This window comes from Streptomyces sp. JLYT201, from assembly GCF_059448825.1.
Window position 1 is genome coordinate 7,938,992 of the sequence record NZ_CM182551.1, and the last position, 21,223, is coordinate 7,960,214.

Annotated in this window: 20 protein-coding genes; 18 read left to right on the forward strand and 2 right to left on the reverse strand. The window is 70.7% G+C overall.

Annotation, left to right across the window (positions count from 1 at the left end):
* The first annotated feature begins 136 nt into the window (after window positions 1-136).
* The 16 genes from pgsA to AC5WAM_RS33925 all read left to right on the forward strand — a co-directional run bounded on the left by pgsA (window position 137) and on the right by AC5WAM_RS33925 (window position 16,547).
* Window positions 137-811 carry a phosphatidylinositol phosphate synthase gene (pgsA, locus tag AC5WAM_RS33850; protein WP_138958598.1) on the forward strand — a complete coding sequence of 225 codons (675 nt, stop codon included), beginning with the start codon at window positions 137-139 and terminating at the stop codon, window positions 809-811.
* Window positions 808-1,842: a phosphatidylinositol mannoside acyltransferase gene (locus AC5WAM_RS33855; protein ID WP_495519848.1), complete on the forward strand. Its 1,035-nt coding sequence runs from the start codon at window positions 808-810 to the stop codon at window positions 1,840-1,842. The genes pgsA and AC5WAM_RS33855 overlap by 4 nt, the downstream gene beginning before the upstream one ends.
* Window positions 1,839-2,999 carry a glycosyltransferase family 4 protein gene (locus AC5WAM_RS33860; RefSeq protein ID WP_366789774.1) on the forward strand — a complete coding sequence of 387 codons (1,161 nt, stop codon included), beginning with the start codon at window positions 1,839-1,841 and terminating at the stop codon, window positions 2,997-2,999. The genes AC5WAM_RS33855 and AC5WAM_RS33860 overlap by 4 nt, the downstream gene beginning before the upstream one ends.
* Before the next feature lie 53 nt (window positions 3,000-3,052).
* A complete protein-coding gene (locus AC5WAM_RS33865) occupies window positions 3,053-3,598 on the forward strand; it encodes a LemA family protein (protein ID WP_138958595.1) in 546 nt (181 codons plus the stop codon).
* 347 nt (window positions 3,599-3,945) lie between these two features.
* The gene (pdxS, locus tag AC5WAM_RS33870; RefSeq protein WP_495519849.1) at window positions 3,946-4,869 is read left to right on the forward strand and encodes a pyridoxal 5'-phosphate synthase lyase subunit PdxS; all 924 of its coding nucleotides are present in this window, start codon (window positions 3,946-3,948) and stop codon (window positions 4,867-4,869) included.
* Between the two features lie 3 nt (window positions 4,870-4,872).
* Window positions 4,873-5,484: a pyridoxal 5'-phosphate synthase glutaminase subunit PdxT gene (pdxT, locus tag AC5WAM_RS33875; RefSeq protein ID WP_366789776.1), complete on the forward strand. Its 612-nt coding sequence runs from the start codon at window positions 4,873-4,875 to the stop codon at window positions 5,482-5,484.
* Between the two features lie 49 nt (window positions 5,485-5,533).
* Entirely contained in the window at window positions 5,534-6,286 is a 753-nt protein-coding gene (locus AC5WAM_RS33880) for a YebC/PmpR family DNA-binding transcriptional regulator (RefSeq protein WP_030681062.1), read from the forward strand.
* 197 nt (window positions 6,287-6,483) lie between these two features.
* The gene (gene ruvC, locus AC5WAM_RS33885; protein ID WP_138958592.1) at window positions 6,484-7,014 is read left to right on the forward strand and encodes a crossover junction endodeoxyribonuclease RuvC; all 531 of its coding nucleotides are present in this window, start codon (window positions 6,484-6,486) and stop codon (window positions 7,012-7,014) included.
* Window positions 7,011-7,622: a Holliday junction branch migration protein RuvA gene (gene ruvA, locus AC5WAM_RS33890; RefSeq protein WP_138958591.1), complete on the forward strand. Its 612-nt coding sequence runs from the start codon at window positions 7,011-7,013 to the stop codon at window positions 7,620-7,622. Before ruvC ends, ruvA begins: the two co-directional genes overlap by 4 nt.
* A gap of 88 nt (window positions 7,623-7,710) precedes the next feature.
* The gene (gene ruvB, locus AC5WAM_RS33895) at window positions 7,711-8,784 is read left to right on the forward strand and encodes a Holliday junction branch migration DNA helicase RuvB (protein ID WP_366789777.1); all 1,074 of its coding nucleotides are present in this window, start codon (window positions 7,711-7,713) and stop codon (window positions 8,782-8,784) included.
* A gap of 177 nt (window positions 8,785-8,961) precedes the next feature.
* Window positions 8,962-9,429, forward strand: coding sequence for a preprotein translocase subunit YajC (gene yajC / locus AC5WAM_RS33900; RefSeq protein WP_138958589.1), 468 nt, complete (start codon window positions 8,962-8,964; stop codon window positions 9,427-9,429).
* A 172-nt stretch (window positions 9,430-9,601) separates the two neighbouring features.
* Complete coding sequence (secD, locus tag AC5WAM_RS33905) at window positions 9,602-11,425, forward strand: protein translocase subunit SecD (RefSeq protein ID WP_495519850.1); 1,824 nt, start codon at window positions 9,602-9,604, stop codon at window positions 11,423-11,425.
* Window position 11,426: 1 nt separating this feature from the next.
* Window positions 11,427-12,548, forward strand: a complete 1,122-nt coding sequence (secF, locus tag AC5WAM_RS33910) for a protein translocase subunit SecF (RefSeq protein WP_495519851.1) — start codon at window positions 11,427-11,429, stop codon at window positions 12,546-12,548.
* 17 nt (window positions 12,549-12,565) lie between these two features.
* Window positions 12,566-13,105 (forward strand): adenine phosphoribosyltransferase, encoded by a 540-nt coding sequence (locus AC5WAM_RS33915; protein WP_366789780.1) that lies wholly within the window; start codon window positions 12,566-12,568, stop codon window positions 13,103-13,105.
* A 202-nt stretch (window positions 13,106-13,307) separates the two neighbouring features.
* A complete protein-coding gene (locus AC5WAM_RS33920) occupies window positions 13,308-13,745 on the forward strand; it encodes a hypothetical protein (RefSeq protein WP_495519852.1) in 438 nt (145 codons plus the stop codon).
* Between the two features lie 204 nt (window positions 13,746-13,949).
* Complete coding sequence (locus AC5WAM_RS33925) at window positions 13,950-16,547, forward strand: RelA/SpoT family protein (RefSeq protein ID WP_495519853.1); 2,598 nt, start codon at window positions 13,950-13,952, stop codon at window positions 16,545-16,547.
* 107 nt (window positions 16,548-16,654) lie between these two features.
* Here AC5WAM_RS33925 and AC5WAM_RS33930 read toward each other — a convergent pair whose 3' ends face one another.
* Window positions 16,655-17,887 carry a DUF349 domain-containing protein gene (locus AC5WAM_RS33930; protein WP_366789783.1) on the reverse strand — a complete coding sequence of 411 codons (1,233 nt, stop codon included), beginning with the start codon at window positions 17,885-17,887 and terminating at the stop codon, window positions 16,655-16,657.
* A gap of 177 nt (window positions 17,888-18,064) precedes the next feature.
* Window positions 18,065-18,892: a peptidylprolyl isomerase gene (locus tag AC5WAM_RS33935; RefSeq protein WP_366789784.1), complete on the reverse strand. Its 828-nt coding sequence runs from the start codon at window positions 18,890-18,892 to the stop codon at window positions 18,065-18,067.
* Between the two features lie 252 nt (window positions 18,893-19,144).
* Between AC5WAM_RS33935 and AC5WAM_RS33940 the strand changes: the two genes are divergently transcribed.
* Both AC5WAM_RS33940 and hisS read left to right on the forward strand, forming a co-directional pair.
* The gene (locus AC5WAM_RS33940; protein ID WP_495519854.1) at window positions 19,145-19,867 is read left to right on the forward strand and encodes an MBL fold metallo-hydrolase; all 723 of its coding nucleotides are present in this window, start codon (window positions 19,145-19,147) and stop codon (window positions 19,865-19,867) included.
* A gap of 15 nt (window positions 19,868-19,882) precedes the next feature.
* On the forward strand, window positions 19,883-21,145 hold the full coding sequence (gene hisS / locus AC5WAM_RS33945) for a histidine--tRNA ligase (protein ID WP_366789786.1): 1,263 nt from the start codon (window positions 19,883-19,885) through the stop codon (window positions 21,143-21,145).
* The last annotated feature ends 78 nt before the right edge of the window (window positions 21,146-21,223 follow it).

The following is a 21,223-nucleotide window of genomic DNA, read 5'->3' on the forward strand; positions in this document are numbered from 1 at the left end:
CTTTCCACTTGCGTCACTGTGCGTCCATACGTCGTACGCGATCGTGAGGGGGCGAGCCGCCGTGTCCGGGGCGTGACTACGATGGGTCGGCCGGTGGCCAACGGGGCCGCCGTGCGCACCGACCCTCGGGAAGGCCATGCTGAACAAGTACGCGCGTGCGTTTTTCACGCGTGTCCTCACGCCGTTCGCCGCGTTTCTCATCCGTCGCGGGGTCAGCCCCGACACGGTCACGCTCATCGGTACGGCCGGAGTGATGGCGGGAGCGCTGGTCTTCTACCCCCGCGGGGAGTTCTTCTGGGGCACGATCGTCATCACGCTGTTCGTCTTCTCCGACCTGGTCGACGGCAACATGGCGCGTCAGCTCGGCCGCTCCAGCCGCTGGGGCGCGTTCCTCGACTCCACGCTCGACCGGGTCGCCGACGGCGCGATCTTCGGCGGCTTCGCGCTCTGGTACGCGGGCTCGGGTGACGACAACATCCTGTGCGCGGTCTCGATCTTCTGCCTGGCCAGTGGCCAGGTGGTGTCGTACACGAAGGCGCGCGGCGAGGCGATCGGCCTCCCCGTGGCGGTCAACGGCCTGGTGGAGCGCGCCGAGCGCCTGGTGATCTCGCTGGTCGCCGCGGGCTTCGCCGGACTGCACAAGTTCGGGGTGCCGGGCATCGACGTGCTGCTGCCCGTGGCCCTGTGGATCGTGGCCGTCGGCAGCCTCGTCACGCTCGTGCAGCGCGTGGTGACCGTGCGCCGCGAGTCCGCCGAGGCGGACGCCGAGGCCGCGCGGGACGGCGCCCAGCGGAGCGGGACCGCTTCATGAGCCGCGCCGCGGAGAAGCTGACGGACGCGCTGTACGGGGTGGCCTGGAGCACGGTCAAGAAGCTTCCCGAGCCCGCCGCCGTGGGCCTGGGGCGCCGCATCGCGGACCTCGCGTGGAAGCGGCGCGGCAAGGGCGTGCTGCGCCTGGAGGCCAACTACGCGCGCGTGGTGCCCGACGCGACGCCGCAGCGCCTCGCGGAGCTGTCCAAGGCGGGCATGCGGTCGTACATGCGCTACTGGATGGAGTCCTTCCGGCTTCCGGCCTGGAGCGAGGACCGCATCAAGAACGGCTTCGCGCCCCAGGACCTGCACCACCTGACCGACGGCCTGGACAGCGGCAGGGGCGTCATCCTCGCGTTGCCGCACCTGGGCAACTGGGACCTGGCGGGCGCCTGGGTCACCACGAAGCTGAAGACGCCGTTCACGACCGTGCAGGAGCGGCAGAAGCCCGAGTCCCTGTACGACCGCTTCGTGGCCTACCGCAGCGGTCTGGGCATGGAGGTCCTGCCACACACCGGCGGCTCGGCCTTCGGCACGCTCGCCCGGCGGCTGCGCGCGGGCGGGCTCGTCTGCCTCGTCGCCGACCGGGACCTGTCGGCGTCCGGCGTCGAGGTCACGTTCTTCGGCGAGAGCGCGCGGATGCCCGCGGGGCCCGCCGCGCTCGCCCAGCAGACGGGCGCGCTGCTCCTGCCGGTGACGCTCTGGTACGACGCGTCGCCGGTGATGCGCGGCCGGGTCCACCCGCCCGTCGAGGTCCCCGCTACGGGCACCCGCGCGGAGAAGACGGCCGCCATGACCCAGGCCCTCGCCGACGCCTTCGCCACGGGCATCGCCGAGCACCCGCAGGACTGGCACATGCTGCAGCGTCTGTGGCTCGCAGACCTGGATCCGGCGAAGGCGCCGACCGCGGCGGGGCGCGCGCCGTCGGCACGGGGCGCGCAGTCGTCGCAGGGCACGCCGTCGCCGCAAGGCACGCCGTCGTCGGAGGGCGCGCAGGAGGCGGCCGGGCCCCGGGGCGAGGGGACGCCGTGAAGGTCGGCATCGTCTGCCCGTACTCGTGGGACGTGCCGGGTGGCGTCCAGTTCCACATCCGCGATCTGGCGGAGCACCTCATCCGCCTGGGGCACGAGGTCTCGGTCCTCGCCCCGGCGGACGACGAGACCCCCCTGCCGCCGTACGTGGTGTCGGCGGGCCGTGCCGTGCCGGTTCCGTACAACGGCTCGGTGGCGCGGCTCAACTTCGGTTTCCTGTCGGCCGCGCGGGTGCGCCGCTGGCTGCACGACGGCACCTTCGACGTCATCCACATCCACGAGCCCACCTCGCCCTCGCTCGGCCTGCTGACCTGCTGGGCGGCGCAGGGTCCGATCGTGGCGACGTTCCACACCTCCAACCCGCGCTCGCGGGCCATGATCGCGGCGTATCCGATCCTGCAGCCGGCCCTGGAGAAGATCAGCGCGCGCATCGCGGTCAGCGAGTACGCCCGCCGCACGCTGGTCGAGCACCTGGGCGGCGACGCCGTGGTCATCCCCAACGGCGTGGACGTCGACTTCTTCGCCGACGCCGAGCCCAAGCCCGAGTGGCAGGGCATGACGATGGGCTTCATCGGCCGCATCGACGAGCCCCGCAAGGGCCTGCCGGTCCTGATGCGGGCGCTGCCCCGCATCTTCGCGGAGTGTCCGCAGGCGCGCCTCCTGGTCGCCGGGCGCGGTGACGAGGAGGAGGCCGTGGCCTCGCTCCCGGCCGCGCTGCGCGAGCGCGTGGAGTTCCTCGGCATGGTCAGCGACGAGGACAAGGCGCGGCTGCTGCGCAGCGTCGACGTGTACGTCGCGCCGAACACGGGCGGGGAGAGCTTCGGCATCATCCTCGTCGAGGCGATGTCGGCGGGCGCCCCGGTGCTCGCCAGCGACCTCGACGCCTTCGCGCAGGTCCTCGACCAGGGCGCGGCGGGCGACCTGTTCGTCAACGAGGACGCGGACTCCCTGGCGGAGGCCGCCGTACGCCTCCTCGGTGACGCCCGGCGCCGCGAGGAGCTGCGCGAGCGGGGCAGCAAGCACGTGCGCCGCTTCGACTGGTCGACGGTCGGCGCGGACATCCTGTCGGTGTACGAGACGGTGACGGACGGCGCGGCGGCCGTCGCGGCGGACGACCGCACGGGCCTGCGGGCCCGGTTCGGCCTGGCGAGGGACTGAGGGCCCCGCGCCCCTTCGGGCACCGCCGAACCCCGGCGGTAGCCTAGGCCGCTGTGACCTCCACTTTGATCTGGATCGCGGCCGCCCTGTTCGCGATCGGCCTCTACTTGAGCTGGACCGCGGGCCGTCTCGACCGGCTGCACGCGCGCATCGACGCGGCCCGCGCCGCGCTCGACGCGCAGCTGCTGCGCCGCGCCTCGGTCGCCCAGGAGCTGGCCACCTCCGGAGTGCTCGATCCGGCCGCGTCGATCGTCCTGTACGAGGCGGCGCACGCGGCCCGGCAGGCCGAGGAGGAGCAGCGCGAGGTCGCCGAGAGCGAGCTGAGCCAGGCGTTGCGCGCGGTCTTCGGAGAGGCGCAGCAGGTCGAGGCGGTGCGGGAGGCGCCGGGCGGCGAGGAGGCCACGCGGGAGCTCGCCGCGGCCGTGCGCCGGGTGCCGATGGCGCGGCGCTTCCACAACGACGCGGTGCGCGCGGCCCGGGCGCTGCGCCGCCACCGCAAGGTGCGCTGGTTCCGCCTGGCCGGGCACGCGCCGTTCCCGATGGCGGTGGAGATGGACGACGAGCCTCCGGTGGCCCTGGCGGACCGGGCCACGGCCTAAGGGGCGAGCCCCCGTTGGTCCTGGCGGACCGGGCCACGGCATAGAGGGCGAGCCGCCGCTGGCCCTGCGGGACCGGGCCACGACTTGGACGACGAGCCCCCGGTGGCCCTCGCGGACCGGGCCACAACCTGGCGGGGGAGTGGTCACCGAGCGTCGTAACGCCGTCACAGGAGCGGACCGGAGGTCCGCAAAACGATCCACCACCTCACCATTGGCCCTTGCTGTGGCCTGGTCACAAGGCGTTTCCTCAAGGCGGCGGAATCGCCACACGCAGCGCTCCGCAGCCCGCTGTCAGCGGCTCTCAGCAGCTCGCCTTCCACCGAGTCTCCACCGAGTGAGGTCAACCCGTGTCCAGCACGCTCTCCAGCAACGCCAAGTCCGCCGAGAACACGGCCACCGGCACCGCCCGCGTGAAGCGCGGCATGGCCGAGCAGCTCAAGGGCGGCGTGATCATGGATGTGGTCAACGCCGAACAGGCGAAGATCGCCGAAGACGCGGGCGCGGTCGCCGTGATGGCCCTGGAGCGGGTCCCGGCCGACATCCGCAAGGACGGCGGCGTGGCCCGGATGTCCGACCCGAACATGATCGAAGAGATCATCGAGGCCGTCTCCATCCCGGTCATGGCCAAGTCCCGCATCGGCCACTTCGTCGAGGCGCAGGTCCTGCAGTCGCTCGGCGTCGACTACATCGACGAGTCCGAGGTCCTCACCCCGGCCGACGAGGTCAACCACAGCGACAAGTTCGCCTTCACCACGCCCTTCGTGTGCGGCGCCACCAACCTGGGCGAGGCCCTGCGCCGCATCGCCGAGGGCGCGGCCATGATCCGCTCCAAGGGCGAGGCCGGCACCGGCAACGTCGTCGAGGCCGTGCGCCACCTGCGCCAGATCAAGAACGAGATCGCCAAGCTGCGCGGCTTCGACAACAACGAGCTGTACGCCGCCGCCAAGGAGCTGCGCGCCCCCTACGAGCTGGTCAAGGAGACCGCCGAGCTGGGCAAGCTGCCGGTCGTGCTGTTCTCCGCCGGCGGCGTCGCCACCCCGGCTGACGCCGCGCTGATGCGCCAGCTCGGCGCCGAGGGCGTCTTCGTGGGCTCCGGCATCTTCAAGTCCGGCGACCCGGCCAAGCGCGCCGCCGCCATCGTGAAGGCCACCACCTTCTACGACGACCCCAAGGTCATCGCGGACGCCTCCCGCAACCTCGGCGAGGCCATGGTCGGCATCAACTGCGACACCCTGCCCGAGGCCGAGCGCTACGCGAACCGCGGCTGGTAACCGATGGCACACGACGTACCCGTGATCGGCGTCCTGGCCCTCCAGGGCGACGTACGGGAGCATTTGATCGCCCTGGCCACGGCCGACGCCGTGGCCAGGGAGGTCCGGCGCCCCGAGGAGCTCGCCGAGGTCGAAGGGCTGGTCATCCCCGGCGGCGAGTCCACCACCATCTCCAAACTGGCCGTGCTCTTCGGCCTCCTGGAGCCCCTCCGCGCGCGCGTGCGCGCCGGAATGCCGGTCTACGGCACCTGCGCGGGCATGATCATGCTCGCCGACAAGATCCTCGACCCGCGCTCGGGCCAGGAGACCGTCGGCGGCATCGACATGATCGTGCGGCGCAACGCCTTCGGGCGGCAGAACGAGTCCTTCGAGAGCGCGGTCGACATGAAGGGCGTCGAGGGCGACCCTGTAGAGGGCGTCTTCATCCGCGCCCCGTGGGTGGAGTCGGTCGGCGCCGAGACCGAGGTGCTCGCCGAGCACGGCGGTCACATCGTCGCCGTACGCCAGGGCAACGCGCTCGCCACGTCCTTCCACCCGGAGCTGACGGGCGACCACAGGGTGCACGGACTGTTCGTGGACATGGTCCGGGCCGAGCAGGGGCGGCGGTCCTTGTAGGATCTCTGACGTTCGTTATCGAGGTTGGTTACGCGAAGGAGACAGGCAGATGTCCGGCCACTCTAAATGGGCTACGACGAAGCACAAGAAGGCCGTGATCGACGCCAAGCGCGGCAAGCTCTTCGCGAAGCTGATCAAGAACATCGAGGTCGCGGCCCGCACCGGCGGCGCCGACCTGGACGGCAACCCGACGCTCTTCGACGCCGTGCAGAAGGCCAAGAAGCAGTCGGTGCCCAACAAGAACATCGACTCCGCGCTCAAGCGCGGCGCGGGCCTCGAGGCCGGCGGCGCCGACTACGAGACGATCATGTACGAGGGCTACGGCCCGAACGGCGTCGCGGTGCTCATCGAGTGTCTGACGGACAACCGCAACCGCGCCGCCTCCGAGGTCCGCGTCGCCATGACCCGCAACGGCGGCTCCATGGCCGACCCGGGCTCCGTGTCGTACCTGTTCAACCGCAAGGGCGTCGTGATCGTCCCCAAGGGCGAGCTCTCCGAGGACGACGTCCTGGGCGCCGTCCTGGACGCGGGCGCCGAAGAGGTCAACGACCTGGGCGAGTCCTTCGAGGTGCTCAGCGAGGCCACCGACCTGGTCGCGGTCCGCACCGCCCTCCAGGAGGCCGGGATCGACTACGACTCGGCGGACGCCAACTTCGTCCCGACCATGCAGATCGAGCTGGACGAGGACGGCGCGCGCAAGATCTTCAAGCTGATCGACGCGCTGGAGGACAGCGACGACGTGCAGAACGTCTTCGCCAACTTCGACGTCTCCGACGAGGTCATGGAGAAGGTCGACGCCTGAGCCCTGGCGGGCGGTTTTTCGCGGGCCGGTGGGACACGTCCCCCCGGCCCGCCGCCATTGTCGGTGGCGGCGGATAGCCTGAGAAGCAATTGAAGATCACCGACATGGACCGCAACCATCAATTGAGGGACCACGACGGTGATCAACCAGGTCCGCGAGAGCGGCGGCGGTTCAGCCGCAAGAAGGGGGATGCTGCGGTGCGGGTACTGGGGGTCGACCCGGGGCTGACCCGGTGCGGTGTCGGCGTCGTCGAGGGCGCCGCGGGCCGCCCGTTGACGATGCGCGGCGTCGGCGTCGTCCGCACCCCTGCCGACGCGGAGCTCGGCAGCCGCCTCGTCGCCATCGAGGAGGGCATCGAGCACTGGCTGGACGCGCACAGCCCCGAAGTCCTCGCCGTGGAGCGCGTGTTCAGCCAGCACAACGTGCGTACGGTCATGGGCACGGCCCAGGCAAGCGCCGTCGCCATGCTGTGCGCCTCCCGGCGCGGCATCCCGGTCGCCCTGCACACGCCCAGCGAGGTCAAGGCCGCCGTGACCGGCTCGGGCCGGGCCGACAAGGCCCAGGTCGGGGCCATGGTGACGCGGCTGCTCCGGCTCGACGCGCCGCCCAGGCCCGCCGACGCCGCCGACGCCCTCGCGCTCGCCATCTGCCACATCTGGCGCGCCCCCGCGCAGAACAGACTCCAGCAGGCCCAAGCCCTGCACGCTAGGAAAGGCCGTACGGCATGATCGCCTTCGTCAGCGGCCCGGTCGCCGCCCTCGCCCCGGACACCGCCGTGGTCGAAGTGGGCGGCATCGGCATGGCCGTCCAGTGCACGCCCAACACGCTGTCCACGCTCCGCGTCGGCAAGCCCGCCAAGCTCGCCACCTCCTTGGTGGTCCGCGAGGACTCCCTCACGCTGTACGGCTTCGCCGACGACGACGAGCGGCAGACCTTCGAGCTGCTCCAGACCGCCAGCGGGGTCGGCCCGCGTCTGGCCCAGGCCATGCTCGCCGTGCACAGCCCCGACGACCTGCGCCGCGCGGTCTCCACCGGGGACGAGAAGGCGCTCACTGCCGTGCCCGGCATCGGCAAGAAGGGCGCCCAGAAGCTGCTCCTGGAGCTGAAGGACCGCCTAGGCGAGCCCCTCGGCACCGGCGGCCCCGCCGTCGGCACGCCCGTCACCCAGGGTTGGCGCGAGCAGCTGCACGCCGCGCTCATCGGCCTCGGGTACGCGACCCGGGAGGCCGACGAGGCCGTCACCGCCGTCGCCCCGCAGGCCGCGGCCGCCGGGGGGAATCCGCAGGTGGGCCAGCTCCTCAAGGCCGCCCTGCAGACGCTGAACCGCACCCGCTGACCCCATCCGCCGCCCCCGGCCCCGCCCTCCGCGCCCCGGCGCGGACCACGGCCGCACGACCTTCGACGACCTACGCGAGGCACACCGCATGAACTGGGACGACCCGACCGCCGAGGCCGCCACCGCCGCCGAGCGGCTGGTGGAAGCCGTCGCCGACGGCGAGGACCAGGCGGTCGAGGCCGCCCTGCGCCCCAAGGACCTGGGTGAGTTCATCGGTCAGGAGAAGGTCAGGGAGCAGCTCGACCTGGTCCTGCGCGCCGCCCGCGCCCGGGGCGCGACCGCCGACCACGTGCTGCTCTCCGGCGCCCCCGGCCTCGGCAAGACCACCCTGTCGATGATCATCGCCGCCGAGATGGGCGCCCCGATCCGCATCACCAGCGGCCCGGCCATCCAGCACGCGGGCGACCTCGCGGCGATCCTGTCCTCGCTCCAGGAGGGCGAGGTCCTCTTCCTCGACGAGATCCACCGCATGTCCCGGCCCGCCGAGGAGATGCTGTACATGGCGATGGAGGACTTCCGCGTCGACGTCATCGTCGGCAAGGGCCCCGGCGCCACCGCCATCCCCCTGGAGCTGCCGCCGTTCACCCTGGTCGGCGCCACCACGCGCGCGGGGCTCCTGCCGCCCCCGCTGCGCGACCGCTTCGGCTTCACCGCGCACATGGAGTTCTACGAACCGGCCGAGCTGGAGCGGGTGATCCACCGCTCGGCGAACCTCCTCGACGTGGAGATCGACACCGCGGGCGCCGCCGAGATCGCGGGCCGCTCCCGGGGCACCCCGCGCATCGCCAACCGCCTGCTGCGCCGCGTACGGGACTATGCGCAGGTCAAGGCGGACGGCGTGATCAACCGCGAGATCGCGGGCGTCGCCCTCGGGGTGTACGAGGTCGACTCGCGCGGCCTCGACCGCCTCGACCGCGCGGTCCTCGAAGCCCTCCTGAAGCTCTTCGGCGGCGGCCCGGTCGGCCTGTCCACGCTGGCCGTGGCGGTGGGGGAGGAGCGCGAGACGGTCGAGGAGGTGGCCGAGCCGTTCCTGGTGCGCGAGGGCCTGCTCGCCCGCACCCCCCGCGGCCGCGTCGCCACGCCCGCCGCCTGGGCGCATCTGGGCCTGACCCCGCCGGGCCAGGCGGCGGGAAGTGGCCAACAGGACCTGTTCGGGACGTGACACGGACGGTGACGGCGCGGAGAGTCGCACGGTCAGGAACTGCGGTGCCATGCTGAGCGTTGTTCGTTAGGCGCGGACTCGCTTAGACTCCGCCGATGCCGCCTCTATAGGCAGCGCCGCCCACCCCCATCCATCAGGCCGCCTCACCACGCGGTCGTGCGAAGGAAACTCCGTCCCGTGAATATCGTGACCCTCCTCCCGTTCATCGTGCTCATCGGGGCCATGTTCCTGATGACCCGGTCCGCCAAGAAGAAGCAGCAGGCGGCCGCCCAGATGCGCAGCGACATGACGCCTGGCACCGGCATCCGCACCATCGGAGGCATGTACGCCACCGTCAAGGAGGTCCACGACGACTCGGTCCTCCTTGAGGTGGCCCCCGGCGTCCACGCGGTTTACGCGAAGAACGCCATCGGCGCCGTCCTGGACGACGACGAGTACAACCGCATCGTGCACGGCGCGGAGCCCGAGGACGAGACCCCGGTGGTGCCGGACGACGCCTCCTCCCTCACCGAGACCGACGAGACCGACGAGCCCGTGTCCGACGACTCGCGCATCGACCTCGGCAAGAAGGACGCGGCCGACGAGGCCCCCGAGGCCGCAGACGCAGAGCCGAAGAAGACCGACGGCGAGTCCGGCGCGAAGTAGTCACAGCCGGGGGCCCGACGTGCGCCCGCTCGCGCACCGCGGCCCCCGCCGCAGGTGATTTCGCGCCGCGTCTCGACACAACTTCATGGCCGCCCGCCCGGGACCCCCTCCGCTCAGCGAAGGCCAGGGGGAGCACCCCGCAGGCCGGCGGTTGGACAGGGAGAACGAGAAGGTGGCAGCACCCAAGAAGGGCAGAAGGCAGGGTACCCAGGGGAAACCGGGTCGCACCCTGGTCTTCATCCTGATCGCCCTGGTGGCGCTCACCGGGGGGATGTTCCTCTCCGGGCACACCACGCCCCGCCTCGGTATCGACCTCGCCGGTGGTACGAGCATCACGCTCCAGGCGAAGAACGAGCCGGGCCAGAAGAACGCGATCAACGAGACCAACATGAACACGGCTGTTGACATCATCAACAAGCGTGTCAATGGTCTGGGTGTCTCCGAGGCCGAGGTCCAGACCCAGGGCTCCGAGAACATCATCGTCAACATCCCCAAGGGCACGAACGCCAAGCAGGCGCGCGAGCAGGTCGGCACGACCGCGCAGCTGTTCTTCCGGCCGGTCATCGCCCGTCAGCCCAGTGCTCCGGTGGACGGCGGCAAGGACAAGGGCGACAAGGGCGACAAGGACAAGAAGGACAAGCAGAGTTCGTCCCCGACCCCGGGCGCCAGCGACAAGGGCACGGACAAGGACGGCGACAAGGACGACAAGGGCGACAAGTCCAAGGACGAGTCGACCTCTCCCTCCCCGACGCCCACGACCCAGGGCCGTTCCGTCACCGACGGCCTGAAGGACGAGCCCACCCCGTCCGGCAAGTCCAGCGACAAGCCGCAGGGCAAGAAGGACGAGACGCCGAAGCCCGACCCCACCGGCGACCCCTCTGCCAAGCTCCAGGAGCAGTTCGCCAAGCTCGACTGCACCGACCCCAAGGTCCGCACGAAGATCAAGGAAGGCGTCAAGCCGTCCGATCCGGTCGTGGCCTGCGGCAAGGACAGCGACGGCAACTGGAACAAGTTCATCCTTGGCCCGTCCGAGGTCAGCGGCAAGGAGGTCGACGACGCCAAGGCGATCTTCGACACCCAGGGTGCCGCCGGCTGGAAGGTCACCATGGACTTCTCCAAGACCGGCACCAAGCAGTTCGGCGAGATCACCGGCAACCTCGCGGGCAAGCAGCCCCCGCAGAACGAGTTCGGCATCGTCATGGACGGCGAGGTCGTCTCCTGGCCGCGCGTGAACCAGGCGCTGACGGATGGCACGGCCGAGATCTCCGGCGGCTTCGACCAGGACGAGGCCAAGGACCTGGCCAACATCCTGTCCTACGGCGCGCTCCCGCTGACCTTCAAGGAGCAGAGCGTCACCACCGTCAGCGCGGCCCTCGGCGGCGAGCAGCTGCACGCCGGTCTGATCGCCGGCGCCATCGGCCTCGCGCTCGTCATCATCTACCTGGTGGCGTACTACCGCGGCCTGGCGCTCATCGCCATCGCGAGCCTCGGCGTCTCCGCGGCGCTGACGTACACGATCATGACGCTGCTCGGCCCGACGATTAAGTTCGCGCTGAACCTCCCGGCCGTCTGTGGCGCGATCGTCGCCATCGGCATCACCGCGGACTCCTTCATCGTCTACTTCGAGCGCATAAGGGACGAGGTCCGCGAGGGCCGCACGCTGCGGCCCGCCGTCGAGCGCGCCTGGCCGCGGGCCCGGCGCACCATCCTGGTCTCGGACTTCGTGTCGTTCCTCGCCGCCGCGGTGCTCTTCGTCGTCACCGTCGGCAAGGTCCAGGGCTTCGCGTTCACGCTGGGTCTGACCACGCTGCTCGACGTCGTGGTGGTGTTCTTCTTCACCAAGCCGCTGATGACGATCATGGCCCGCAAGAAGTTCTTCGCGGGTGGCCACAAGTGGTCCGGTCTCGACCCGAAGCGGCTCGGTGTCACTCCGCCGCTGCGCCGCGCACGCCGTGCGAGCGCCCCCGCCGCCCCCGTCGACCCGAAGGAGGCGTGAGATGTCGAAGCTCGGCAATCTCGGCGCCCGGCTCTACCGCGGCGAGGTCGGCTACGACTTCGTCGGCAAGCGCAAGATCTGGTACGGCATCTCCATCCTCATCACCATCACGGCCTTCGTGGCCCTGATGGTGCGGGGTCTGCACATGGGCATCGAGTTCGAGGGCGGCGCCGTCTTCAACACGCCCAAGACCAGCGTCTCCGCCGCCAAGGCCGAGGAGGTCGCGGAGGAGGCGTCCGGCCACCAGGCGATCGCCCAGCGACTCGGCAACGACACGCTGCGCATCCAGATCAGCGGCGTGGACACCGACAAGTCCGACCACATCAAGTCCGAGCTCGCCAAGGAGCTGGACGTCAAGGCGGACGACATCAACGCCGACCTGGTGGGTCCCAGCTGGGGTGACCAGATCGCCAACAAGGCCTGGCAGGGCCTGGCGATCTTCATGATCCTCGTGGTGATCTACCTGGCGATCGCCTTCGAGTGGCGCATGGCCCTGGCCGCGCTCATCGCGCTCATCCACGACCTCACCATCACCGTGGGTGTGTACGCCCTCGTCGGCTTCGAGGTGACGCCGGGCACGGTCATCGGCCTCCTGACGATCCTCGGCTACTCGCTGTACGACACGGTCGTGGTCTTCGACAGCCTCAAGGAACAGTCGAAGGACCTCACCAAGCAGACCCGCTTCACCTACAGCGAGGTCGCCAACCGCTCGATCAACAGCACGCTGGTCCGGTCGATCAACACCACGGTCGTCGCGCTGCTCCCGGTGGCCGGCCTGCTGTTCATCGGCGGCGGCTTCCTCGGCGCGGGCATGCTGAACGACATCTCGCTCTCGCTGTTCGTCGGCCTCGCCGCGGGCGCGTACTCGTCGATCTTCATCGCCACTCCGCTGGTCGCGGACTTCAAGGAGACCGACCCGCAGATGAAGGCGCTCAAGAAGCGGGTGCTCGCCAAGCGCCGCGCCGCGGCCGCCAAGGGCGAGTCCGAGGAGGCCCCGGCGCTCGACGCCGAGGCCACCGAGGACGCCGAGGACACCCCCGCGGTCGTCGGTCCGCGCTCGGGTCCCCGCGCCCAGCCCGTCCGCAACCGCGGCCGGGGCCGCCCCTCGGGCAAGCGCCGATGACGGAGACGGAAACGCCGATGACCGAGATCAAGGAACTGCTGCTCAGCCGCATCCGCGACGTGGCGGACTACCCGACACCCGGAGTGATGTTCAAGGACATCACGCCGCTGCTCGCCGACCCGGCGGCCTTCGCGGCGCTCACCGACGCGCTCGCCGACCTGAGTGTGCGCAGCGGCGCCACGAAGATCGTCGGCCTGGAGGCCCGCGGCTTCATCCTGGGCGCCCCGGCGGCCCTGCGCGCGGGCCTCGGCTTCATCCCGGTCCGCAAGGCGGGCAAGCTCCCCGGAGCCACGCTCAGCCAGGCCTACGACCTGGAGTACGGCAGCGCCGAGATCGAGGTGCACGCCGAGGACCTGGTGGCGGGCGACCGCGTCATGGTCATCGACGACGTCCTGGCCACCGGCGGCACCGCCGAGGCCTCGCTGCGGCTCATCCGCCGGGCGGGCGCCGAGGTGGCCGGCGTGGCGGTCCTGATGGAGCTGGGCTTCCTGGGCGGCCGCGAGCGGCTGGTTCCGGTCCTGGACGGAGCCCCGCTGGAGGCGTTGCTCACGGTGTGACGTGACACTAGGGCGATCAGGGCCAGTGCACCGGGACGTTCCGGAGCACTGGCCCTTTGCTTTTTGGGGCGCACAGGTTGCTTTTTGGACACACAGGCAGAAGGAAGATCAAATTCTGCTCAAATCGATGGGTCATGCATAAATGCCTCTGATTGGATCTTGAGCGTGTCCCTGACCAGGGCGCTTTCCCATTGGAGGATGTGTGAAGTTCTCAAGCAAGATCACCACGGGGGTCGTGACGGTGGCCTCGGCCGCGGCTGTGGCTCTCGTGGCCGCTCCGGCCAACGCGACTGTGTCGAAGGCTGCCGAGCCTGTCGTCGTCAAGCCGGGGAGTGGGGTGTTCATCGCCGGGCACGCCTGCACCGACTGGCACATGGCGGGCGGCATCCCGTTCAAGTGGAGCCCCCCTGTCTCGAACGGCTGCGCGACCTTCGGGCACCCCGGGTTCAAGCAGGGCTACGTGTGGAAGGCCACGCGGGGTCGCCCCTGCGTCAAGGTCGTCGGCTACACCAAGTCGCAGAAGAAGAAGTGGTACAACGCCGGCTGCGGGACGGGCGGCAGGGTGAAGGTTCCGTGGGGGAACGCCGCGGCCGAGAAGCAGATCAAGATCAAGGGCGCTTCGTTGGTGGACTGGCGCTAAGTCGCCCATAGAAGGTTCTTGACTCCAGTCAGTGCGACTGATCGAGAGCGTCCGGGCGGGCGCCGGCGGAATCCGGCGCCCGCCTCTGGCGTTTCTCCAGTACGGAGCCGTCTCACCGGCCGAGGGCGAGCCGCGGGCCCAGGATCGATACCATGGGCACTTCGGGACCTCACCGGGGGACCCGATCGCGCACAGGGAGCGCTCTTGCCAGACGAGTCCCAGCCACTTGCCGCCGCCAAGCCCGTCGATGAGTCCGAGCGGGCCACGGCGCCCGCCGCCACGTCCGCGCGCCGGGCGCCGAGCACGGCGTCGGCGGCCCCCGCCCCGGGCGGGACGACCACGCCCGGCGCCACCCCGGCCCGCGGCGAGCAGAGCGAGCAGACCGCCGGGGCCGCCGAGCCCGAGCGGGCGGCCGAGCGGCAGCACCGCCCCGCGCCCCAGCCCGAGCGCCCCGCCCCGCCCCCCGCGGCGGCCCGCCCCGCCACCGGCAAGCCGGAGCGCTCCGGCTCCTCCAACCGGGTGCGCGCCCGCCTGGCCCGCCTGGGCGTGCAGCGCTCCAACCCGTACAACCCGGTCCTGGAGCCCCTGCTGCGGATAGTGCGCAGCAACGACTCCAAGATCGAGACCGCCACGCTGCGCCAGATCGAGCGGGCCTACCAGGTCGCCGAGCGCTGGCACCGGGGCCAGAAGCGCAAGAGCGGCGACCCGTACATCACCCATCCGCTGGCCGTCACCACGATCCTGGCGGAGCTGGGCATGGACCCGGCCACGCTCATGGCGGGCCTCCTCCACGACACCGTCGAGGACACCGAGTACGGCCTGGAGCAGCTGCGCCGCGACTTCGGCGACCAGGTCGCCCTCCTCGTCGACGGCGTCACCAAGCTCGACAAGGTCAAGTTCGGCGAGGCCGCGCAGGCCGAGACCGTGCGCAAGATGGTCGTCGCGATGGCCAAGGACCCCCGCGTCCTGGTCATCAAGCTCGCCGACCGCCTGCACAACATGCGCACCATGCGCTACCTCAAGCGCGAGAAGCAGGAGAAGAAGGCCCGCGAGACGCTGGAGATCTACGCTCCGCTGGCGCACCGCCTGGGCATGAACACCATCAAGTGGGAGCTGGAGGACCTCGCCTTCGCGATCCTCTACCCCAAGATGTACGACGAGATCGTGCGCCTGGTCGCCGAGCGCGCCCCCAAGCGCGACGAGTACCTGGCCATAGTGACCGACGAGGTCCAGGCCGACCTGCGCTCCGCGCGCATCAAGGCCACCGTCACCGGCCGTCCGAAGCACTACTACAGCGTCTACCAGAAGATGATCGTCCGCGGCCGTGACTTCGCGGAGATCTACGACCTGGTGGGCATCCGCGTCCTCGTCGACACGGTCCGCGACTGCTACGCCGCCCTCGGCACGGTGCACGCGCGATGGAACCCGGTCCCCGGCCGGTTCAAGGACTACATCGCGATGCCCAAGTTCAACATGTACCAGTCGCTGCACACGACGGTCATCGGCCCCAACGGCAAGCCCGTCGAGCTGCAGATCCGCACGTTCGACATGCACCGCCGCGCCGAGTACGGCATCGCCGCGCACTGGAAGTACAAGCAGGAGGCCGTCGCCGGCGCCTCCAAGGTGCGCACCGACGCCCCCAAGTCGTCCGGCAAGAAGGACGACCACCTCAACGACATGGCGTGGCTGCGCCAGCTCCTGGACTGGCAGAAGGAGACCGAGGACCCGGGCGAGTTCCTGGAGTCCCTGCGCTTCGACCTGTCGCGCAACGAGGTCTTCGTCTTCACCCCCAAGGGCGACGTCATCGCGCTGCCCGCGGGCGCCACTCCCGTGGACTTCTCGTACGCCGTCCACACCGAGGTCGGCCACCGCACCATAGGCGCCCGGGTCAACGGTCGGCTCGTGCCGCTCGAATCGACCCTCGACAACGGCGACCTGGTGGAGGTCTTCACCTCCAAGGCCGCGGGCGCGGGCCCCAGCCGCGACTGGCTCGGCTTCGTGAAGTCGCCCCGCGCGCGCAACAAGATCCGCGCCTGGTTCTCCAAGGAGCGCCGCGAGGAGGCCATCGAGCAGGGCAAGGACGCCATCGTGCGGGCCATGCGCAAGCAGAACCTGCCGATCCAGCGCATCCTCACCGGTGACTCGCTCGTCACGCTCGCACACGAGATGCGCTACCCCGACATCTCGTCCCTGTACGCCGCGATCGGCGAGGGCCACGTCACCGCGCAGAGCGTGGTGCAGAAGCTCGTCCAGGCCCTCGGCGGCGAGGAGGCCGCCAACGAGGACATCGCCGAGAGCGCGCCGCCCGCCCGCAGGGGCCGCTCCAAGCGCCGCTCCAGCGCCGACCCGGGCGTCGTCGTCAAGGGCGTCGACGACGTGTGGGTCAAGCTGGCCCGCTGCTGTACGCCGGTCCCCGGCGACCCGGTCATCGGCTTCGTCACGCGCGGCAGTGGCGTATCGGTTCACCGCAGCGACTGTGTGAACGTGGACTCGCTCTCCCGTGAGCCCGAGCGCATCCTCGAGGTCGAGTGGGCGCCCACGCAGTCCTCGGTGTTCCTCGTCGCCATCCAGGTCGAGGCCCTGGACCGCTCGCGCCTGCTCTCGGACGTCACGCGCATCCTCTCGGACCAGCACGTGAACATCCTGTCGGCGGCCGTCCAGACCTCCCGCGACCGCGTCGCCACCTCCCGCTTCACCTTCGAGATGGGCGACCCCAAGCACCTGGGACACGTCCTGAAGGCGGTCAGGGGAGTGGAGGGCGTGTACGACGTGTACCGCGTGACGTCGGCACGCCGACCGTAAGCACGCCCCCGGAAACCGGGCTCCACGCAGAGGGGCTCCCGTACGTCACGTACGGGAGCCCCTCTACGTAAGCGGTGGACGACCGCTGTAGGCGGTGGAGAACCGCTCTAGCCGCCGAACTCCTCCAGGCCCTTGAGGGCCTGGTCCAGCAGCGCCTGGCGGCCGTCGAGCTCCTTCTGGAGCTTGTCCGCCTTGGCGTTGTTGCCCGCCGTGCGCGCGGCCTCGATCTGAGCCCGCAGCTTGTCCACGGCGGCCTGGAGCTGACCGGTCAGACCCGCGGCGCGCGCCCGCGCCTCGGGGTTGGTCCGGCGCCACTCGGCTTCCTCGGACTCCTGCAGGGCCCGCTCCACGGCGTGCATCCGGCCCTCGACCTTGGGCCGGGCGTCACGCGGGACGTGGCCGATGGCCTCCCAGCGCTCGTTGATGGAGCGGAAGGCCGCGCGGGCCGCCTTCAGATCCGTCACCGGCACGAGCTTCTCGGCCTCGTCCGCCAGCTCCTCCTTGAGCTTGAGGTTCTCGCCCTGCTCGGCGTCGCGCTCCGCGAAGACCGAGCTGCGCGCCGCGAAGAACACGTCCTGGGCGCCGCGGAAGCGGTTCCACAGGTCGTCCTCGTGCTCGCGCTGGGCACGGCCCGCCGCCTTCCAGTCGGCCATCAGCTCGCGGTAGCGCGCCGCCGTCGGGCCCCAGTCCGTCGAGTTCGACAGGGCCTCGGCCTCCGCGACCAGCTTCTCCTTGGCCTTGCGGGCCTCCTCGCGCTGCGCGTCCAGCTGCGCGAAGTGGGCCTTGCGGCGCTTGGAGAACGCCGAGCGGGCGTGCGAGAAGCGGTGCCACAGCTCGTCGTCGGACTTGCGGTCCAGGCGCGGCAGCCCCTTCCAGGTGTCCACGAGCGCCCGCAGACGCTCGCCCGCCGACCGCCACTGCTCGCTCTGCGCGAGCTCCTCGGCCTCCGCGACCAGCGCCTCCTTGGCGTGCCGCGCCTCGTCCGACTGCTTGGCCTTCTGGGCCTTGCGCTCCTCACGGCGCGCGTCGACCGACGCGACGAGCTTGTCGAGCCGCTTGCTCAGGGCGTCCAGATCGCCCACGGCGTGCGCCTCGTCGACCTGCTGCCGCAGGTGGTCGATGGCGACCGTCGCGTCCTTGGCCGACAGATCGGTCGTCTGCACCCGGCGCTCGAGAAGTCCGATCTCGACGACCAGACCGTCGTACTTGCGCTCGAAATAGGCCAGGGCCTCGTCGGGAGATCCTGCCTGCCACGAACCGACCACTCGCTCGCCGCCGTCGGCCGTACGCACGTACACGGTCCCCGTCTCGTCGACGCGGCCCCACGGGTCGCTGCTCACAGCGCCTCCTCCACATGATGCCTGCACAAGGCCACGGGCCCCCGGCATCGTCCACAGTTTCGTCACCGCCAACATAGGCGACCGGCGGGGCGGCTGTCCGCATCCAGCACGAGCGAAATTCACCGCCCGTGCCCGGGACGCGCACGGGGTCGCCTTCCGGACTTCTCCGGTGCCGCCTCAGGACTTCCGTACGGTCGCCTTGTCGATGACCACGGTCGCGTTCGGCGCCCCGTCGCCCTGCCCGGAACTCTCACCCGCGGCGGCGATCTTCTTCAGGACCTTCATGCCCGCCGCGGAGACGGTCCCGAACGGCGTGTAGTCGGGCGGCAGCTGGCTGTCCTGGTAGACGAGGAAGAACTGGCTGCCGCCGGTGTCACGACCCGTCTTCTTGTCGGCCTTGTAGCGGTTCGCCATCGCCACCGTGCCCGCCGGGTACACATTGCCCTTCAGGCGCTTGTCCTTGAGGTTCTCGTCCGGGATCGAGTAGCCCGGAGTGCCCTGGCCGGTGCCCTCGGGGTCGCCGCACTGCAGCACGTTGACGTTGCCCGAGGTGAGCCGGTGGCACGCGGTGTGGTCCAAGTACCCCTTGTTCACCAGGAAGTTGAAGGAGTTGACGGTGTGCGGGGCCTTCGCCGCGTCCAGGGCGAGGTCGATGTCGCCGCACGTCGTGCCCAGCTTCATCGTGTACGCCGCCGACCTGTCGATGGTCAGCGCCGGCTCCTTCTTGAAGCTGAGCGGCTTGACCTTGCCCGGGGCCGCCTTGCGGCAGGGGTCCGCGGGCTTGCTGGGCGACGGGCTCGGCGCGGCGTCGTCCTTCGTGGAGCCGCCGCCGTCGAAGGCGCCCGCCGCGTAGGAGGCGGCGCCTGCGGCCACGACCAGGGCAACCGCCCCCGCGATGACTCCGTTGCGCACGCGTCGGCGGCGCTGGGCGGCCTCCCGCCGCTGCTGCTGCCGCAAGTACTTCTCCCGTGCGAGCTGCTTACGCCGCTGCTGCTGGCTGACCACCGGGCCCACTCCTCGAACGTCTCATCCGTCGTCTCGTACATTCCGCTCGGGCATTCCGTACGCGAGGGCGCACCTGCCGCACGCACCCGTACGTCCTCCGCTGTCGGTCTGCTGTCGTCGGCGCGCGGCACGAGGGGCCGCGCGTGCCCCGTACCGTATATGGGTTGGCTGTGGAATCGGCAGCGCCGGTAGGCTCTGACCCGCCGCAATCTCCGCTGCCACTCAGCCGTACGACCAAAACGAAGGACGATCGTGCTCATTGCCGGGTTTCCCGCCGGAGCCTGGGGCACCAACTGCTATCTGGTCGCCCCCGCCGCAGGCGAGGAGTGCGTGATCATCGACCCGGGGCACGAGGCCGCCCCGGGCGTCGAGGAAGCGCTCAAGAAGCATCGGCTCAAGCCCGTCGCCGTGATCCTCACCCACGGCCACCTCGACCACGTCGCCTCGGTCGTCCCGGTCTGCGGCGCGCACGACGTGCCCGCCTGGATCCACCCCGAGGACCGGTACATGATGAGCGACCCGGAGAAGGCCCTCGGCCGCTCCATCGGGACCCAGCTCATGGGCGAGCTGACGGTCGGCGAGCCCGACGACCTGCGGGAGCTCACGGACGGGGCGAGCCTCAGCCTCGCCGGGCTCGACCTCACCGTCGCGCACGCGCCGGGCCATACGAGGGGGTCGGTGACCTTCCGGATGCCCGAGACGGCCGACATCCCGTCGGTCTTCTTCTCGGGCGACCTGCTGTTCGCCGGCTCCATCGGCCGTACCGACCTGCCCGGCGGCTCCCACGCCGAGATCCTCGAGTCGCTGGCCCGCGTGTGCCTGCCGCTCGACGACTCGACCGTGGTGCTTTCGGGTCACGGCCCCCAGACGACCATCGGCCAGGAGCGCGCCACCAACCCGTATCTGCGGCAGGTGGCCGCCGACCGCCAAGGCCGGGGCACGGACCCGACGTCCGCACCCCGACGAGGAATGTGACGAGAGACTGCTGAAGTGAGCACCTTCAAGGCCCCCAAGGGCACGTACGACCTGCTGCCGCCCGCCTCCGCGACGTATCTCGCGGTGCGCGAGGCCATCGCGGCCCCCCTGCGCAACTCCGGGTACGGCTATGTGGAGACCCCCGGCTTCGAGAACGTCGAGCTGTTCGCGCGCGGCGTCGGCGAGTCCACGGACATCGTCACCAAGGAGATGTACGCCTTCGAGACCAAGGGCGGCGACAAGCTCGCCCTGCGCCCCGAAGGCACCGCGTCCGTGCTGCGCGCCGCCCTGGAGGCCAACCTGCACAAGGCGGGCAACCTCCCGGTCAAGCTCTGGTACTCGGGCTCGTACTACCGCTACGAGCGCCCGCAGAAGGGCCGCTACCGCCACTTCTCGCAGGTCGGCGCGGAGGCCATCGGTGCCGAGGACCCGGCGCTCGACGCCGAGCTGATCATCCTGGCCGACCAGGCCTACCGCTCCCTCGGCCTGAAGCAGTTCCGCATCCTGCTGAACTCGCTCGGCGACAAGGAGTGCCGTCCCGTCTACCGCGCCGCGCTCCAGGACTTCCTGCGCGCGCTCGACCTGGACGAGGAGACGCGCCGCCGCATCGACATCAACCCGCTGCGCGTCCTCGACGACAAGCGCCCCGAGGTGCAGCAGCAGCTCGTCGACGCCCCGCTCCTGCGCGACTACCTGTGCGACGGCTGCAAGGCGTACCACGAGCAGGTGCGCGAGCTCCTGACGGCGGCGGGCGTGGTGTACGAGGACGACCCGAAGCTGGTTCGCGGCCTGGACTACTACACGCGCACGACCTTCGAGTTCGTCCACGACGGCCTCGGCTCGCAGTCCGCGGTCGGCGGCGGCGGCCGCTACGACGGCCTGTCCGAGATGATCGGCGGCCCCGCCCTGCCGTCCGTCGGCTGGGCGCTCGGCGTGGACCGCACGGTGCTCGCCCTCGAGGCGGAGGGCGTCTCCCTGGAGCTGCCCGCGGCCACCAGCGTGTTCGCGGTGCCGCTCGGCGAGGAGGCCCGCCGGGTCCTCTTCGGCAAGGTCACCGAGCTGCGCAAGGCCGGGATCGCGGCGGACTTCTCGTACGGCGGGAAGGGCCTCAAGGGCGCGATGAAGAACGCCAACCGCAGCGGCGCGCGCTTCACCGTCGTCGCCGGTGAGCGCGATCTGGCGGAGGGCGTCGTCCAGCTCAAGGACATGGAGTCCGGTGAGCAGGAGGCCGTCGCCGTGGACGAGATCGTGGAGCTCCTCAAGGGCAAGCTGGCCTAGTACGGCAACGACAAAGGGGTGGGGCACGTTCTCGTGCCCCACCCCTTTGTCGTTCGCGCCTCCCCCGTAGGTGTCCGC